We start from the raw sequence: 16,150 nt of genomic DNA, 5'->3' as shown, positions 1-16,150 counted from the left end.
CCCAACTCAGGCCGGCTTTCTGTTACCGGCCAGGATCACAATGGCAATACCGCCCAGAATGGCCACCCCGGCCACCACCAGCCGCAGGGTCAGGGGTTCGCTCAACAGCAGAACGCCGCCCAAAGCGGCGATCACCGGCACACTAAGCTGAACGGTGGCGGCCGATGTTGCCCGCAACAGAGGCAGCGCCATGTACCAGATGGCATAGCCCATACCAGAGGTAATCGCTCCGGAAGCGACCGCGTAGAGGAATCCGTCGGCATCCATTTCCACACGGAAAAGCATGACCAGGCTGAGGGCCAGCGCCAATGGTACCGAACGGATAAAATTGCCGGTTGTAACAGCAGTCGGTTCACCCGCCCCTTTCGCCCGAAGGGAATAGATTCCCCAGGAAACACCCGCGAGAATCATCAACATCGCACTGCCAACGGGCGGCGCAGAGAGCCCCGGAAGCAGCAAGCCGATCAGTCCTGAAAACGCCACGACAAAACCTGCCCACTGCATCCCATTGGGGCGATTGCCATGCCAGATACCAATGCCGATCATGGTTGCCTGCACCGCACCAAACAACAGCAGCGCTCCCATGGCTGCCGACACCCCACCGTAGGCAAAGGAAAAAGTGGCTGCGTAGGCAAACAGCGCCAATGCGGATCCCCAGGAACCGTATTTGAGGGGCTGCCGATTACCACGAAGTGACAACAGCAGCCAGAGCATCAGGGCTCCGGACACCAGACGCACCGACGTAAAACTCGCGGCATCGATGTCGGTGTCCCGCAACGCCACCCGACACAGCAAGGAGTTTCCTGCAAAGGCGGTCATCGCAAGGGCGGTTAAGCAAAACACGCGTAGCTGGACCACAAGCACCCCCCCATGGTTTTGTTGTTATGGCCGGAGTGTACGCGCCCGAAGCAATCCAGCGTACCGTTCGATAGTCGTGCCCGAACTTGAACTTACGTACGACCCAGAACCGCCTGACACACCCGCAGATCATCCTCACCGAACAGGACAAATCGCGCCTTGCGCACACGACGGCACTCGGGGGCGGCGTCCCGAAGGGTGCGCACGGCTATGACAAGCCCGTCTTCCAATGGATAACCGAACGCCCCGGCGGAGATCGCCGGGAACGCCACGGATTCAAGCCCGGCCTGATCCGCCAGTTTCAGGGCATTACGGTAGCAGTCTGCCAACAACCGGTCTGACGGCTCGTCCACGCCGTAAACCGGCCCGAGACAATGAATAATATGGGCATTCGGCATGTCATGGGCGGTGGTGATCACCGCTTCTCCGGGCTTGATAGGCGCCTTGGCGCGACACTCGTCCGCCAGCCCCGGCCCGGCCGCCGCATGAATGGCGCCGGCAACGCCACCGCCCGGCATCAGCTGGGCATTGGCGGCGTTAACCACGGCATCCATGTCCGGCTGATGGGCAATGTTGCCCTGGATACATTCAATGGTGAAATCCGTCATCGCTGCTCTCCTCTCCTGCGATACTGGGCCCCCGGGAGTTACTGAGTCTGCACCATTTCATCCGTAACCTGATATTCACCCGATAACCAACGAACAACTTCCTCGGCACCGGCGTGGGAATAGCCCCGGTATTTCTCCAGCAGGGCCTGTTTCTTGTCATCGCTGATCCGATGAAGGCCAGCATCCTGCAGGACCAGCAGGTCTGCCATCACCTCGTCGGCAAGATCGATGCCCAGGACTTCCCGCGTGGCATGGCGAAACGCCTGGCCGTACTGGTACTCCGGCCCCTGCCGGTAGCTTTCCGCCAGGGTAATGGCGGGAATGGCGGTGAGCGTCGGCTGCAGCGCCGGGTTGATGGCATGCCCGGCCAGATAGGCAGCATTGGCCGCCGGTCGGCCGGTAAAGCCCCTGAGGTGCAGATGCCGGGACATGCGGTCACCGTCATTGACCGGGTAGTTGTCCCACAACAGTGGCTTACGACCGAGCGCCTTGCTGACCCGCTTGAGGTGCCCCGGTGATATCTCCCGCGAGCAGACCTCCTCCCCGGTCCAGAACACCCGGATAGCGGGGTCCAGCCTCTCGCCCAGAGTGCTCAGATAATCACTGGGGCGGTCTCCGAACACCCGGTCCAGCACCGGATCATCAGAATAGTAGCTGGGGCAGATTGTCAGCTGTTCCGCGTGGGTCCGGTCGCGGATCCAGTGCACAATGTCCACCTGCCGGGCAGCCAGGTCCGGGGTATCACTGCGCATGTCATCAAACAGGATCGCCAGCTCCTGAACACCGATTTCATCCAGGAACGCCAGCTTCCTGGTCAGAGCCTGCCGCGCAGCCTCATTAAAGTCGTTAAACACTTCAAAGGGGCTCAGACCAACGCCGAAACGCACCCCATGCCGGCGGCAAAAATGGGCAAAATCCGCCAGACTGACTGCCGCATCGTGTGGATGAGGCTCATCCCAGCGTCGGCGCAGGAACGCGTCCGCCTTGGGCGCATAAAGGTAGAACCCATAACCATGAGGTTCCAGCGCCATCACCAGCTCTTTCCGCTCCTCCCAGCTCCACAGGGGACCGTAAAAGCCTTCGATAATGCCAAGTTCAGTACTCATGGTTCCCTCCCGATACAAGCAGGTTAATACATCTTAAGCCAGCGGCAAGACAACGGTATATCTGACTAGTACTGCTATGCCCCAAAGCAGGCTACTATAGCCTGAACCTACACGGAATCGTGACTATGGCAGAATCTTCACAGCGGCTGTCAGCTCTTGATGCACTCCGGGGCATTGCTGCTCTCGGCGTGGTGCTGTTTCATTACCTGCCTTATTACGATCGATTGTACGGCCATACGTTCACTCCTCCTGCCATGCTGGATTATGGCCGCTACGGCGTGCACCTGTTCTTTATTCTGAGCGGCTTTGTGATCTTCATGACCCTGGAAAGGACCCGGACCGCAGGCTGGTTCGGCCTGGCGCGGGCCTTTCGATTGATGCCCGCGCTGTGGGCCGGCATCGCCATCACCTTCCTGATGGTCCATGCCCTGGGACCGGAGGATCGCGCTGTGAGCTTCGGCAGCGCCCTGCTGAATGTCACCCTGCTGCATGAATATCTGGAATTCCCTCACGTAGACGGCGCCTACTGGAGCCTGGTGATTGAAGCCACCTTTTATTGCTGGATAACCCTGCTGTTCTACGGCCTGAAAGAATGGGGCCGTATTCGCATCGCCCTGTGGATCTGGGTGGCAATCAGCTATGCCGGCGTCATCTGGTGGAACGCCATCCCCGATGCCCTGGATTTTCTGATCAAGGATCTGCTGTTCGTGAAATACGCACCGCTGTTTGTCAGTGGCATGCTGATTTACCGTTGGCACCAGCACGGCCGGCCCATGGCCCTGGACATGCTCTTGCTCGCGCTCGCCATCGGCCATGCAGCAGTGGCGTACAAAGCACCGTTCAACGTCTTCGTGCTGGGTTGTTACGGGGTGTTCGTGCTTGCGGTGGCGGGTTATCTCAACCTACTGGCGAATCGCGCCATGCTTTGGCTCGGCAGCCTGTCCTATGCCCTCTACCTGGTACATCAGAACATTGGCTACGGTGTGATCGCCTGGGGCTACGAGGTCGGCCTGCCCGGATGGGTCGGTGTCTGCCTGGCCCTCTCGCTGGCGCTGGCAATCGCCTCCGCCATCCACTACACCATCGAGAAACCAGCACTGGGATGGTTCCGGAAAATCCGGAACAAACCTGTGAAACACCTCGAAATCCCCCTACGACCTACGTCTTAGAAACCCGGTATTTGCTTTCCGTTTCCCCACATTTACTGCTACTTTGGACTAGAGTAAAGGGTTGTTAATCCCAAACGGATAACGCTCCCGACACACCCAATAAGACAATAATCACATCAGAGGATAGAAGAGCAATGAAGATCCGTTCTGTTCTTTCCGCAACTGTGCTGGCAGTCGCAACTACCCTTGCCTCCGCACAGGCGCTTGCCCAAGATACCTTTACACTCCGTCTCGCCGAAACCTGGGGACCGAACTTCCCGATCTTTGGTGACACCACCAAGCGCTTCGCCGAAACTGTCGAAAAAATGTCCGACGGACGGCTGAAGGTTCGCATTGATTCTGCCAACAAGCACAAGGCCCCTTTCGGTGTCTTTGACATGGTCAAGGCCGGTCAGTATGACATGGGCCACTCCGCGTCTTACTACTGGAAAGGTAAGGTTCCCGAGACACTGTTTTTCACCAGCATGCCATTCGGCATGAATGCCATGGAGCAGTATGCCTGGTTCTACCATGGCGGCGGCATGGAGCTGATACAGGAAGTCTATGAGCCCCACAACATGCTGTCTTTCCCGGGCGGTAACACCGGCGTACAGATGGGCGGCTGGTTCCGCAAGGAAATCAAATCGCTGGAAGATCTCGAAGGCCTGAAAATGCGCATTCCCGGCTTCGCAGGCGAAGTCTTTGCGGAAGTGGGCGTCAACCCGACCAACATCGCGCCGGGCGAACTCTATACCGCCCTTGAACGCAACACCATTGATGCGGTTGAGTGGGTCGGTCCGGCCCTGGATCTGCGCCTGGGCTTCCAGCAGATTGCTGACTATTACTACACCGGCTGGCACGAACCTGCTACCGAACTCCAGTTCCTGGTGAACAAGCGCGTGTGGGACAAGCTGCCGGCGGACCTGCAGGAAATCATGCGTGTGGCCATGCGCACCGCGTCCTACGACATGCTGGTGCACTCCCAGCATGAAAACGCCAAAGCCTGGGCCAGCATCAAGGAGGAATATCCGAACGTGCAGATCAAGCAGTTCCCGAATGACATCTTCCAGGCGATGTACGATGCCAACGAGAAACTGCTGAAGGAATCTGCAGAAGGCAGTGAAATGGCGGCCAAGATCATTGAGTCCCAGCAGAACTACCTGGAACAGAGCCGCGCCTATACGAACATTTCCGAGCGGGCGTACCTCAACACCATGACCGAAGTCGAGTAAGATACGGGTAGTAACAGGGCCGGGATCGCTCCAGAAGTGATCCCGGCTTTGTCGTTTCTAGTAACGAAAAATCGCCAGACCACCTGGCAGGGGATCATCAATGCGGTGGATTATCAAACTGGACGAGGGCCTGGCCCGACTGTCTATTCTTTGTGGCTGGATTGCCTGTGTCGCAATGATACTGATGGCAGCCAACGTCTTTTACGATGTTGTCGCCCGCTACGCATTCAATGACGTTTCAATCGGCATGCAGGAAATGGAATGGCACCTCTATTCGGTGGTCTTCCTGTTCGGCATTCCCTATGCGCTGCGCACTGACGGGCACGTGCGGGTTGATGTGTTCTACACGCGCTGGAGCAACAAGGCGAAAGCGTGGATCAACCTGCTGGGCGCGTTCATTTTCGTTATCCCGTTCGCCTACCTGATCGGCATCTATGGCTACGACTTCGCCGTGAATTCATACAACATGGGTGAAGGTAGCGGCGATCCCGGCGGTCTACCCCATCGCTGGATCATCAAGTCAGTAATCCCCCTGACCGCCATCTTCACCGCCATCGCCGGCCTCAACATGGCGACGTTCGCATTGCGCGTCATGTCCGGTGAAAAAGAATACGAAGGCGAGCACAGCGGAGGGGGACTGGCATGATCGGTATGATAATGTTTGGCGCCGCCCTCATCATGCTGATGCTGGGCTTCCCCGTGGCGTTCACCTTTGGTGGCGTAGCGCTCTTCTTTGGTGTGTTTGCAGAAGGCATGGATCTGTTTGCCTTCATGCCCTACCGCATCATGAGCGTAATGCAGAATACCGTACTGATGGCTGTCCCACTGTTCATTTTCATGGGCGTTGTGCTTCAGCGCACCAAACTGGCGGAACAGTTACTGACCTCCATGGGTCGCCTGTTTGGCGGCTTGCCCGGCGGTCTGGCTATCTCCACCATCCTGGTGGGAGCACTCCTCGCGGCATCAACCGGCGTGGTGGGTGCAAGCGTTGTGGCCATGGGCCTGATCTCCTTACCGGTAATGCTGGCTCACAAATACGACAAGCGTCTTGCGACCGGTACCATTTGCGCCTCCGGTACTCTGGGACAGATCGTTCCACCTTCGATCATACTGATCATTCTGGGTGACGTACTCGGCCTGCCGGTGGGCGACCTGTTCAAGGCCGCCGTATGGCCCGGCGTCGTGCTGATCGGCCTGTACATTGGCTACATCCTGATCATGACGCGTTTCAAACCGGAAACGGCACCGGCCATGCCTGATGAAAGCGGCGTATCCCGTAAACAGGAAGTTTTCAATGCGCTGCTGGCCATCATTCCGCCGCTGGCACTGATCGTCGTGGTGCTGGGTTCAATTTTCACCGGTATTGCCACACCCACTGAATCCTCTGCACTGGGCGGCGTGGGGGCTGTCGTTCTGGCGATTATCTATCGGCAGTTTTCCTTCAAAATGGTGTGGGATGCCTCCAAGGATACCGTCAAGGTCACCGCCATGGTGTTCGCCATCCTGATCGGTGCCACCGCGTTCTCCATGGTGTTCAGCTATACCGGTGGCGACTACCTGCTTGAAGAATGGTTACTGCAGCTGCCGGGCGAGAAATGGGGCTTTATCATCCTGGCCATGCTGGTCATTCTGGTACTGGGCTTCTTTATCGATTTCGTGGAGATTTCGTTCATCATCGTGCCGATCCTCGCGCCGGTGGCTGAAGCCCTGGGCATCAACATGCTGTGGTTTGCCATCCTGATCGCCATGAACCTGCAAACCAGTTTCCTGACGCCCCCGTTCGGGTTCTCGTTGTTCTACCTCAAGGGCGTCGCTCCACCCAATGTGCAGACAACGGATATTTACAAAGGGGTTCTTCCTTTTATCCTGCTGCAGATGCTGGTGCTTGCGCTCATTGTGATTTTCCCGGAATGGTTCGGGATGAGCTCTTCCTATTGACCCCGACCAGGGCCGGAGGCACGCTCCGGCCCTGTTTGCCCCTCCTGCTCAAGCCCCCGAATCCCGACCCTCTATTCCTTTGATAAAGATCTTTAGTGCCGTCTCCACATGACAAAACCTGATCGTTTTCTATACTGAATTAAACAGTAGGCTATGGGAGACGAGAGTTCATGAATCAGAGCACTGTTCGGAAAACGGATGATTCCAAACACCAGGACGACCAGAAAGCACACGTTCTGAAGCTCCCCCTGGAAAACCTTCAGGCTGACCGTGAACCTCATTCCTACGAGCTTTGGCTGGTCGCCAAGCTGATGAGAATGGCAGGCTCGCCGCCGGTGCGGTTCCGGTTGTGGAATGACGAGGTCATTGAGCCTGACTGCGGCGAGGCCCGCTTTACGATTCACCTGACCGACCCCAAGGCGCTGGTTTCTCTGGTGACCAATCCCAACCTGGCGTTTGGCGACCTGTACAGCGCCGGTCGCCTCGTGGTCGACGGCGACCTGCCTGATTTGATGGAAGCACTCTATCGCTCGGTTCACCAGGCCCGTCAGCGCTGGCCCAGATGGCTGGACGCTCTGTGGCGCAATCATAACCCCCGTCCAACCGGCATATCCGAGGCCAAGGAAAATATTCACCACCATTATGATCTCGGCAATGAGTTCTACCAGCTATGGCTGGACGAGGCCGAAATGCAGTACACCTGCGCCTATTACGAAAGTCCGGACCTGACTCTGGAGCAGGCACAACTGGCCAAACTGGAGCATGTCTGTCGCAAACTCCGTCTCAAGCCCGGCATGACAGTAGTGGAAGCCGGGTGCGGCTGGGGTGGTCTCGCCCGCTATATGGCCAGGAACTATGGCGTAAAAGTGTATTCCTACAACATTTCGAAGGAACAGCTCGCCTACGCCCGCGCCGAGGCTGAACGCCAGCAACTGGGCCACCTGATTGAGTATGTGGAAGACGATTACCGCAACATTCAGGGCCAGTACGACGCCTTCGTATCCATTGGCATGCTCGAACACGTCGGCAAGGACAACTACCCGGCATTATCGGAGCTGATCAAGCGCTCCCTGAAGCCGGACGGTATTGCCCTGCTCCACAGCATTGGTCGGAACCGCCCGATGCTAATGAATGCCTGGATCGAAAAACGGATCTTCCCCGGTGCCTACCCTCCCAGCATCGGCGAATTCATGACTCTCTGTGAACACGGCGATTTTTCCGTGCTGGATGTGGAGAACCTGCGCCTGCACTACGCCCAGACTCTCACCCACTGGATGGAGCGGTTTACGGCTAACGAAGACCAGGTGTCCGAGATGTACGACGAGCACTTCACCCGGGCCTGGAGCATGTACCTGGCCGGCTCCATCGCCGCCTTCCGTGCCGGCTCTCTACAGCTCTTTCAGGTCGTCTTCACCCACGGCGACAATAACCGGTTACCACAAAGCCGCCAGGACCTTTATACAACGCCCGCAGCACCGGAGGCCCGTTAATGGATTATTATGACCTGATCATCGTCGGCGCCGGCCCCGCCGGCGCCACGCTCGCTCATTCGCTTCGGGACAGTGGCAAGCGCATTCTTGTCATCGACAAGAAAACCTTCCCCCGCGACAAGACCTGTGCAGGCTGGGTGACCCCGGCGGTGATGGCGAGTCTCGACATTGATCTATCAGACTACGCCAGGGAGCGCACCCTGCAACCCATTCGCCGCTTTCGCATCGGCATGATGGGACAACCTGCCGTAGAGAACAATCACGATGACGTGGTCAGCTACGGCATTCGCCGCTGTGAGTTTGACCACTACCTGCTCAATCGGGTGACCGCTTCGCAGGAATTGGGCACCCCGGTCAAATCCATTACCCGAAAAAACGGCAACTGGGTAGTTAATGACACCTGGGAAGCGCCACTCATAGTCGGTGCCGGCGGCCACTTCTGCCCGGTGGCCAAACTCCTGGGTGATGGGCCCGGAAGCCATGAGACCGTGGTTGCCGCCAAGGAAGTCGAGTTTGAAATGACGCCGGAACAATCCGAGGTCTGCCAGGCCCGGGGAGACACGCCGGAGCTGTGGTTCTGCAAGGATCTGAAAGGTTATGCCTGGGTGTTCCGCAAGGGTAATTTCCTGAATATCGGGTTGGGCCGGGAGGACAACCACAAGCTCTCCGACCATCTCGAACGGTTTGTGGCGGAAATGAAGGCCAGTGGCCGTATCCCGGCCGATCTGCCCGGACGTTTCAAGGGCCATGCCTATCTATTGTACGATCATGCGGAACGCCCGCTGGTGGACGACGGCGTCATGTTGATCGGCGACTCCGCTGGACTGGCCTATACCCAGAGCGGGGAAGGTATTCGCCCGGCCATTGAATCCGCCCTGATCGCAGCCCAGGTGATTCGCGAGGCGGATGATTATTCAGCCCAGACGCTGCAGGCCTATGGTGAAACCATTGCCCAACGGTTTGGTAACCGTGCGGCAGAGGCGGAACAGGGCTGGCATCTCCCGGAATGGGTGAAAGCACCAGTGGCCAGTGCCCTTATGCGCTCACACTGGTTTACCCGCAAGGTTGTGACCGAGAAGTGGTTCCTGCATCAGGAGGTGCCGCTACTGGATGTTGCCGTGTAGGGCTGCAACAAAAAAGCCGGGGCTATTGCCCCGGCAAACAATGACGCCAACACGATACTGCGCTTCTTTACTTCCGTCTTACATAGAGAACTTGTGTTCAAAGCCCACACCGAAAGTGGTGTCTTCCTGATCGCCGATGTCTTGTTTCACCTGGGAGAAATAGGTGTAAACCTTGCTTTTACTGGCAAGCTTGTAATCAGCACCAACGCCAATAAGGGTCAGTTCTTCGTCTGACAGATCCGCTTTGGTCAGGCCGTACTGGGCTTTCAGTTTCACCCGGTCGAACTTCACGGCACCACTGAGCAGATAGCTGTCTTCTTCACCGTCACCGTCCTCCTCTTCCGCCAGCTGGTACAACGCGCCAAACTCGAACATGTCGAGCCGAACCAGCCCGGCGGCACGAAGAATGTTCAACCTGCCTTCCATCGTGGAATCAGCGACCAGTTCATCTTCAATCTCGGAATCATAGGCAAGGGCACCGTAGAACATGCCTTGATCAAATACGATGGAACTGGAGACCGCGTCGGCAATGCCATTCTCGTCGGTACCTTCTTCCTGATCTTCACCCGGAATCAAGGCCACGTTCACGGACAACGCATCTGCGAAGCTGGGAGAGCTGTACTGCACCATATTGCTGGTGCGGTTCTCGCCGGCCATGATGTTCTTGATGTCACCCTGCAGGTCGTTGAACTGGTCAACCTTGCCCTGAGCTTTTTTAAGCGGTGTATCAAATTTACCGGCAATCAGTGTACCCATGGTGTCGTGGGCAAAACCGCCGTAGATATTGCGTTGGCTGAAGGTTTCTCCGCCCTTGTCACCATCGTCGATTGAGATTTCGAATTCTGCCTTGTAGATCGCTTTGATCTCGTTGAAATCAAGATCCAGGTCTCCTTTGACACCCAGGCGCGAGGCATTGCTCTGAAGCTTCCAGGCATCTTCTACATCGTTATCCTGGTTTTCGTAGGACACGTTGGCTTTGCCGTAAACGATTGGTCCCTTGTCAGCCATCGCAACGGAGGGCGCAACAACCATGGAACCGATAGCCAGAGCCAGCAACTGCTTTTTCATTCGTGTGTTCTCCATCAGTGATCACGTTTGATCGGTGTTGAATTTCGTGATCACACTATGGAGAGGGTTTATTAACGATTTGTTAATGATCTATGGCAGTTTGGTGACTGGTGCGAGGAAACGAAGATAGGCTCACCGAACCGGCAAAAAAATGGCGACCCGAGGGCCGCCACCTTCTCAACGTGCCGAAAACGGATTACTGCCCCAGATAACTGCGGTACATCCAGACCGTTTTTTCCTGCTGCGAGATATAATCACTCATCAGCGCAACAGTGCCTTCGTCGTCCGCATCTCCGGCGAGGCTCAACAGTTCGCGCTGCTTACCAATCAGTTTGGCGAAGCTTTCCACAATGTTCTCCATGGCCACCTTGCCATCGGAGACGTCCTTGCGCTCAGGCACCTCGGATTTCTCGATGTAGGTGCTGTAAGCGTGCGCCGGACGATGTCCGAGGGTAAGCACGCGCTCAGCAATCTCGTCGATTTTCAGCAGCAGATCGTCGTAGAGCTCCTCAAACTTCACGTGCAATTCGAAGAAATTGTCACCCTTGATGTTCCAGTGATAGCCGCGAACGTTCATGTAGAAGATCTGATAGTTCGACAGCAGATCGTTCAGGGCGTTGGCAAGCTGCTCGGTTTTTTCCGTGTCCAGTCCAATAAAATTTTTGCCCATAACATGCCTCCTTGACAGTTAATGAAGTAAATCTGGCTGAAATATAAGCCAAAAGACTGAAATCAGTGAAGTTTAGTCTCCCAATGCCTTCGATAGCACTAACCTATCGACATTGAAAAGGTCAAAACCAAATCCTATTTATAGCCAGATCCTATCAAAGATCAATGAACAATTTATTTAACAGTGATTATCATTTGTCTTTAAATGGGCTCATAAACATCTCATAAGCGGAGTTGATCATGGGTGCGCTCAAATTGTTTGTCCACGACCACGGAGCAAGCGGCGACCATTCGCTATTAAAGACGATCACCTTTGCCATCACCCATTTCACCGTGGCGTTCAGTGTGGCTTTTCTGCTGACCGGCGACCTTCTCATCGGCAGTCTGATTGCCATGGTGGAGCCGGCTATCAATACCGTCGCCTACTTCTTTCACGAGAAGATCTGGGCACGCCGCACCCAGCCCTCGCAACCAGTGATCAGCCCCCGGGACCGCAGTCCATGCAGCGTGTAATGACCTCCGGTCCGATATTCAGGTTGCGGTTGAGCGCCCTCAACGCCGTTCTCACTCCTTCCTCGATAACCGGATGATAGAACGGCATGTCCAGCATCTCACTCACCGTCATTCGCCGCTGGACTGACCACGCCAGCAGGTGGCTGATGTGCTCAGCCGCCGGACCAAACATCTCCGCGCCAAGAAACTGGCCACTGCCCTGCTCACCATAGACCCGCAACAACCCTTTATTCCTGGCAATCACCCGGCTGCGCCCCTGATCTTCAAAGGACACTTCGCCAACGGCAAAACAGCCCTTGCAACGCTCATTCACCTGATCAATGGTCAGCCCCACCGTAGCTATCTGCGGGTCGGTAAAGACCACCGCCAGCGGCGTGCGACGCAAGCCCGCGCGGACATCCGGGTATCGCCCGGCGTTATCACCGGCAATGCGCCCCTCATCTGCGGCTTCGTGAAGCAGCGGGGCATCGTTATTGGCGTCGCCGGCAATGAAAATATGACTGTCGCCACACTGTAGAGTGTATCGGTTAAACAGCGGTGAACCGTGTTCATCCAGCTCCAGCTCGGCATTCTGGATATCCAGATGATCAACGTTGGCTTTTCGTCCGGTTGCAGCCAAAACATAGTCAAAGGTTTCAGTCACCTTGCCTTTTGATTTATCCACAAAGGTGATCTCGACGCCGTCGACTGTCCGCTTCACGATTTTCACCTTGGCATCCGGGTCCAGCGGAAAGTCACGGCTGAAGGTTTCCAGGGCGTACTCCCGGATGCGGTCATCCCGTATAGGTCCAACAGCGCCGCCGACACCGAACATGCGAACACGAACGCCCAGCCGGCTAAGCGCCTGCCCCAGTTCCAGGCCAATAATGCCCGGGCCGAACACCGCAACCGAGGCCGGCAACTCGTTCCACTCGAACACGTCGTCATTGACCACCAGCCGGTCCTCGGCCTCTTCGAGAAATCCGGGAATATTGGGTCGGGAGCCAGTGGCCAGAACAATCCGGTCCGCGATTACTTCAATTTTTTCATCAACGATCAGGCGGTGGGTATCCACGAACCGGGCATGGCCGCTCAGGCGATGAGATTCCGGCATCTCATCAATGGTCTCCCGGACAAAACCGACAAAACGGTCGCGCTCACTGCGGACCCGATCCATCACTGCCTTGCCATCAACCTGCACTCCGCCGGGATGGATACCAAAAACCGGCCCCAGCTCCATGCCATGGGCGCTGTCTGCGGCGGCAATCAGCAACTTGCTGGGCATGCAGCCAACACGAGCACAGGTGGTGCCAAAAGGACCGCCCTCAATCAGCAGCAGGTTGTCGGTGTGTTTCCGTGCCGCGCGATAAGCTCCCATGCCGGCAGTGCCGGCCCCGATAATCGCAACGTCTACCCTGCGTATCTCCATGACTGCCTCTCCTGCCCGTTCTCCGTCAAAGTGGTTCTGGTGAGTATAGCCGTCAGGAATAGTTGCGCTTGGCACAGGATATTTTTCACCATCACTTATATCCTTGCCTTCATCCAACAAGTTTTTTTCAATCACGTCCTGCATTGGCAAGGAGAACAGAACATGCAGACCTACTGGGCCGAATTCCTGACCGTGGCCGTCGTCCACCTGCTGGCGGTTGCCAGCCCGGGGCCCGACTTCGCGGTCATGCTCCGCCAGGCTTTGTGCCAGAGTCGGCGCAACGCCGTGCTCAGCGCAGCCGGCATAGGCATTGGCATACTTGTGCACGTGACCTATTCACTGCTGGGGATTGGCATTCTCATTCAACAGTCGTTGCTGCTTTTCACTATTCTCAAGGTCATTGGTGCGCTGTATCTGACGTGGATAGCGGTGCAGTGCCTAAGATCACGGGCAGGCAGCATTCATGTTGAAACAGACAACGCATCGCCACAAAGTGGCTTTGCCGCGTTCAGGCTGGGATTCCTGACCAATGTTCTGAACCCCAAGGCAACCCTGTTCTTCGTATCACTGTTTTCCGTGGTGATCAGTCCCGATACCCCCATCGCGCTGCAAACCAGCTACGGTCTTTATATGGCCCTGGCCACGGGCCTGTGGTTCACCCTGGTGGCCAGCTTTTTCACCCTGCCCAGGGTACGACGCGGCTTTAACCGATTCGGCCACTGGCTCGACCGGATGATGGGCGGTGTGCTGTTGTTGCTGGCCGGGCAGCTGCTGTTTTCTACAGTGAGCGGATCAGAGCCTCCGTCTGGGCCCAGCCAATACACGGGTCGGTAATGGAGCAACCGTATATGAGATCGGCGCCGTCATTCTGGCGGCCCTGCTCCAGGAAGCTCTCCAGCATCAGGCCCCGAATGCAGTTGTTGCCGGCGGCTCGCTGGGCCACGACCTCCCGGGCAATATCCAGCTGACGATCTGCCTGCTTGCAGGCATTATCGTGACTGCAGTCCACCATGACGGCAGTGGACACTCCAGCGTCTGACAGTGACTCAATGGCCTGGCCAATGCTGTCGGCATCGTAGTTGGTAATGCCTCGTCCGCCCCGAAGGACCAGATGGGTATCCGGGTTGCCCTCGGTGGTGATCATGGCCGGGGCGCCCGTGCTGGCAATGCCCATGTGGTGGTGCGGGTGGGCAGCGGATTTCATCGCATTGATCGCCACCGTCACGCCCCCATCCGTGCCGTTCTTGAAGCCCACCGGCATCGGCAGACCGCTGACCAGTTCCCGGTGCACCTGGGATTCCGTGGTGCGGGCGCCAATAGCGCTCCAGCTGATCAGGTCACCAAGGTAATCCATGGCGAATGGACTGAGGGCTTCGGTCGCCAGCGGCAGACCGGTTGCCGCCAGGTTCAACAGCAGCCGGCGGGACCGCACCAGACCGTCGTTGAGGTTACCGGCTCCGGTACGGTCCGGATCGTACAACAGTCCTTTCCAGCCCACGGTGGTTCTGGGTTTTTCCAGGTAGGCACGCATCACGATCAGGAAACGGTCGCTGACAGACGCTGCGAGTTCCTTAAGCTTGTCTGCGTACTCCAGCGCGGCCACCTCATCGTGAATCGAGCACGGCCCGATCACAATCAGCGTGCGCGGGTCGTCACCGTTAAGTACCCGGCGGATATCATCACGTTGGCGCAGGATCTGGTGCTCCACGGCAGGTGCCAGTGGCAGGCGGGTCCTCAGCTCTGACGCTGTCGGAAGAATCTCTTCCCTGCGATTGGGGGCGGTGGAATTCCCGGCGCTGGCCCCGTCAGTCAGGGTGTCGATATTCAGTGGCATGTTCATGTCAGTTGTCCGTTTCCCTGTGTCAGAATCAAAAAAGCCCCGGCTGGGCTACCAGTCGGGGCTTTTTCGAGTCCGGTGGCAGCCTGGGTTTTGCCGGGCTGCCTTCCTCGTAATTCAGTCGATGAAGATCTTATGGGCGGCCCTGGCTCTGGCTAAAATAAAAGCCATAACCAAACCACCAGAAAAACACAGCAGCGACCGCAGCTGCCGGTTTCGCACCGAAAGCTTTCAGAACATTCAATTGACAGGTCGCGTGTGTAGTCTTCATGCTTTTCAATATATACCTCCGGTTTTCGGCTTTGCAACCCGCAATCCCGAATTTGATGGAATCTTTTGCCGTGACTGCGATACAAACCAACCAGACTGTCTCCCGGAACGGGTCAGCAATCATCGCCCTCTGGATGTTCCTGTTCGTCATGCCCCTGTCCGCACTGGCAGCACCAGAGGCCCGTACCTACCAGCTCAACAACCGCTCCTCTGAACAGGTTGGCGCGCAAGTCAGGGAGCTGTACCCCGATGGCCAGGTTGCCATTACCACCAGGGGACAGCAGATGATCGTACGCGGAGAGCCAGAGGTGTTGGACGAAATTGGATCTCTGGTGCAAACCATGGACGTCGCCCCGGTACAGATGCGGATCACCGTGCGGACCCGCAGCAACCTGGACGCCAAAAGCGGAGGTGGCAATATCACCATCAGCAACGGCCAGGCCAGTGCCAACGTTGAACGCAGAGTCACGACGACTCGCCGCAATCAGGAGCGCACCCTGGTGGTTCAGGACGGTCAGTCAGCCCATATCCATTCCGGACAGGTGCGAACAGTCCCGATCGCCATTCGAGGTGGGCGTAACCCCGCTGCCATCCTCGGACAGATAGAGACACGCAGCGGCTTTCTGGTCAGCCCGCAGGTTATTTCCGACCGAACCATTGAGCTCAATATCGTCTCCTTCGAGGAAGACCCGGCGGACGATATACCCGGCTATGAAACCGAGGCTCTGATGACCATTCGCCGGGTGGAACCCGGGCAATGGATCGAGCTTGGCAGCACCCGAAGCAGGCAGACCAGCAACCGCTCCGGCATCACCTATCAGGTTGGCGGCGACCAGAGGGAAAATCAGACCGTTGAGGTTCGGGTAGAGATGTTCTGAATC

Annotated in this window: 16 protein-coding genes; 9 read left to right on the top strand and 7 right to left on the bottom strand. The window is 57.0% G+C overall.

The annotated features are described in order from the left end of the window. Positions 1–6: 6 nt before the first annotated feature. The 3 genes from Q0Y21_RS00570 to Q0Y21_RS00560 all read right to left on the bottom strand — a co-directional run bounded on the left by Q0Y21_RS00570 (position 7) and on the right by Q0Y21_RS00560 (position 2,572). Positions 7–819 carry a DMT family transporter gene (locus Q0Y21_RS00570; RefSeq protein WP_297792445.1) on the bottom strand — a complete coding sequence of 271 codons (813 nt, stop codon included), beginning with the start codon at positions 817–819 and terminating at the stop codon, positions 7–9. A 131-nt stretch (positions 820–950) separates the two neighbouring features. Then, positions 951–1,466: a macro domain-containing protein gene (locus Q0Y21_RS00565; protein ID WP_297790524.1), complete on the bottom strand. Its 516-nt coding sequence runs from the start codon at positions 1,464–1,466 to the stop codon at positions 951–953. A gap of 38 nt (positions 1,467–1,504) precedes the next feature. After that, a complete protein-coding gene (locus Q0Y21_RS00560; protein WP_297790522.1) occupies positions 1,505–2,572 on the bottom strand; it encodes a beta-N-acetylglucosaminidase domain-containing protein in 1,068 nt (355 codons plus the stop codon). Positions 2,573–2,697: 125 nt separating this feature from the next. Between Q0Y21_RS00560 and Q0Y21_RS00555 the strand changes: the two genes are divergently transcribed. From Q0Y21_RS00555 to Q0Y21_RS00530, 6 genes are all read left to right on the top strand, one after another. Beyond that, the gene (locus Q0Y21_RS00555) at positions 2,698–3,741 is read left to right on the top strand and encodes an acyltransferase (RefSeq protein WP_297790520.1); all 1,044 of its coding nucleotides are present in this window, start codon (positions 2,698–2,700) and stop codon (positions 3,739–3,741) included. A 134-nt stretch (positions 3,742–3,875) separates the two neighbouring features. Next, positions 3,876–4,952 (top strand): TRAP transporter substrate-binding protein, encoded by a 1,077-nt coding sequence (locus Q0Y21_RS00550; protein ID WP_297790518.1) that lies wholly within the window; start codon positions 3,876–3,878, stop codon positions 4,950–4,952. Between the two features lie 100 nt (positions 4,953–5,052). Beyond that, the gene (locus Q0Y21_RS00545) at positions 5,053–5,598 is read left to right on the top strand and encodes a TRAP transporter small permease subunit (RefSeq protein WP_297790508.1); all 546 of its coding nucleotides are present in this window, start codon (positions 5,053–5,055) and stop codon (positions 5,596–5,598) included. Then, positions 5,595–6,890: a TRAP transporter large permease subunit gene (locus Q0Y21_RS00540; protein WP_297790506.1), complete on the top strand. Its 1,296-nt coding sequence runs from the start codon at positions 5,595–5,597 to the stop codon at positions 6,888–6,890. The genes Q0Y21_RS00545 and Q0Y21_RS00540 overlap by 4 nt, the downstream gene beginning before the upstream one ends. A 170-nt stretch (positions 6,891–7,060) precedes the next feature. After that, positions 7,061–8,380, top strand: a complete 1,320-nt coding sequence (locus Q0Y21_RS00535) for a cyclopropane-fatty-acyl-phospholipid synthase family protein (protein ID WP_297790504.1) — start codon at positions 7,061–7,063, stop codon at positions 8,378–8,380. Continuing rightward, positions 8,380–9,504: an NAD(P)/FAD-dependent oxidoreductase gene (locus Q0Y21_RS00530; protein ID WP_297790502.1), complete on the top strand. Its 1,125-nt coding sequence runs from the start codon at positions 8,380–8,382 to the stop codon at positions 9,502–9,504. The genes Q0Y21_RS00535 and Q0Y21_RS00530 overlap by 1 nt, the downstream gene beginning before the upstream one ends. A gap of 78 nt (positions 9,505–9,582) precedes the next feature. Here Q0Y21_RS00530 and Q0Y21_RS00525 read toward each other — a convergent pair whose 3' ends face one another. Both Q0Y21_RS00525 and Q0Y21_RS00520 read right to left on the bottom strand, forming a co-directional pair. Continuing rightward, on the bottom strand, positions 9,583–10,572 hold the full coding sequence (locus tag Q0Y21_RS00525) for a porin (RefSeq protein WP_297790500.1): 990 nt from the start codon (positions 10,570–10,572) through the stop codon (positions 9,583–9,585). Positions 10,573–10,768: 196 nt separating this feature from the next. Next, positions 10,769–11,242 carry a Dps family protein gene (locus tag Q0Y21_RS00520; RefSeq protein WP_297790498.1) on the bottom strand — a complete coding sequence of 158 codons (474 nt, stop codon included), beginning with the start codon at positions 11,240–11,242 and terminating at the stop codon, positions 10,769–10,771. A 239-nt stretch (positions 11,243–11,481) separates the two neighbouring features. Here Q0Y21_RS00520 and Q0Y21_RS00515 point away from each other — a divergent pair, with 239 nt between their 5' ends. Continuing rightward, on the top strand, positions 11,482–11,754 hold the full coding sequence (locus tag Q0Y21_RS00515; protein ID WP_297790496.1) for a DUF2061 domain-containing protein: 273 nt from the start codon (positions 11,482–11,484) through the stop codon (positions 11,752–11,754). Here Q0Y21_RS00515 and Q0Y21_RS00510 read toward each other — a convergent pair. After that, positions 11,720–13,162 carry a dihydrolipoyl dehydrogenase gene (locus Q0Y21_RS00510; RefSeq protein ID WP_297790494.1) on the bottom strand — a complete coding sequence of 481 codons (1,443 nt, stop codon included), beginning with the start codon at positions 13,160–13,162 and terminating at the stop codon, positions 11,720–11,722. The genes Q0Y21_RS00515 and Q0Y21_RS00510 overlap by 35 nt on opposite strands. Positions 13,163–13,324: 162 nt before the next feature. On the opposite strand from Q0Y21_RS00510, the gene Q0Y21_RS00505 reads away from it, so the two are divergent. Beyond that, the gene (locus Q0Y21_RS00505) at positions 13,325–13,996 is read left to right on the top strand and encodes a LysE family transporter (RefSeq protein WP_297790492.1); all 672 of its coding nucleotides are present in this window, start codon (positions 13,325–13,327) and stop codon (positions 13,994–13,996) included. On the opposite strand, the gene Q0Y21_RS00500 is transcribed toward Q0Y21_RS00505, so the two are convergent. Next, positions 13,941–15,002: a 3-deoxy-7-phosphoheptulonate synthase gene (locus Q0Y21_RS00500; protein ID WP_297790490.1), complete on the bottom strand. Its 1,062-nt coding sequence runs from the start codon at positions 15,000–15,002 to the stop codon at positions 13,941–13,943. The genes Q0Y21_RS00505 and Q0Y21_RS00500 overlap by 56 nt on opposite strands. 338 nt (positions 15,003–15,340) lie before the next feature. Here Q0Y21_RS00500 and Q0Y21_RS00495 point away from each other — a divergent pair, with 338 nt between their 5' ends. Further along, complete coding sequence (locus Q0Y21_RS00495; RefSeq protein WP_297790488.1) at positions 15,341–16,147, top strand: secretin N-terminal domain-containing protein; 807 nt, start codon at positions 15,341–15,343, stop codon at positions 16,145–16,147. Positions 16,148–16,150 lie beyond the last annotated feature (3 nt).

The sequence above is a fragment of the uncultured Marinobacter sp. genome (assembly GCF_947259545.1).
GTDB lineage: Bacteria > Pseudomonadota > Gammaproteobacteria > Pseudomonadales > Oleiphilaceae > Marinobacter.
Note: the sequence above shows the minus strand (reverse complement) of the source record. Positions and strands in the feature narration are given on the sequence as shown.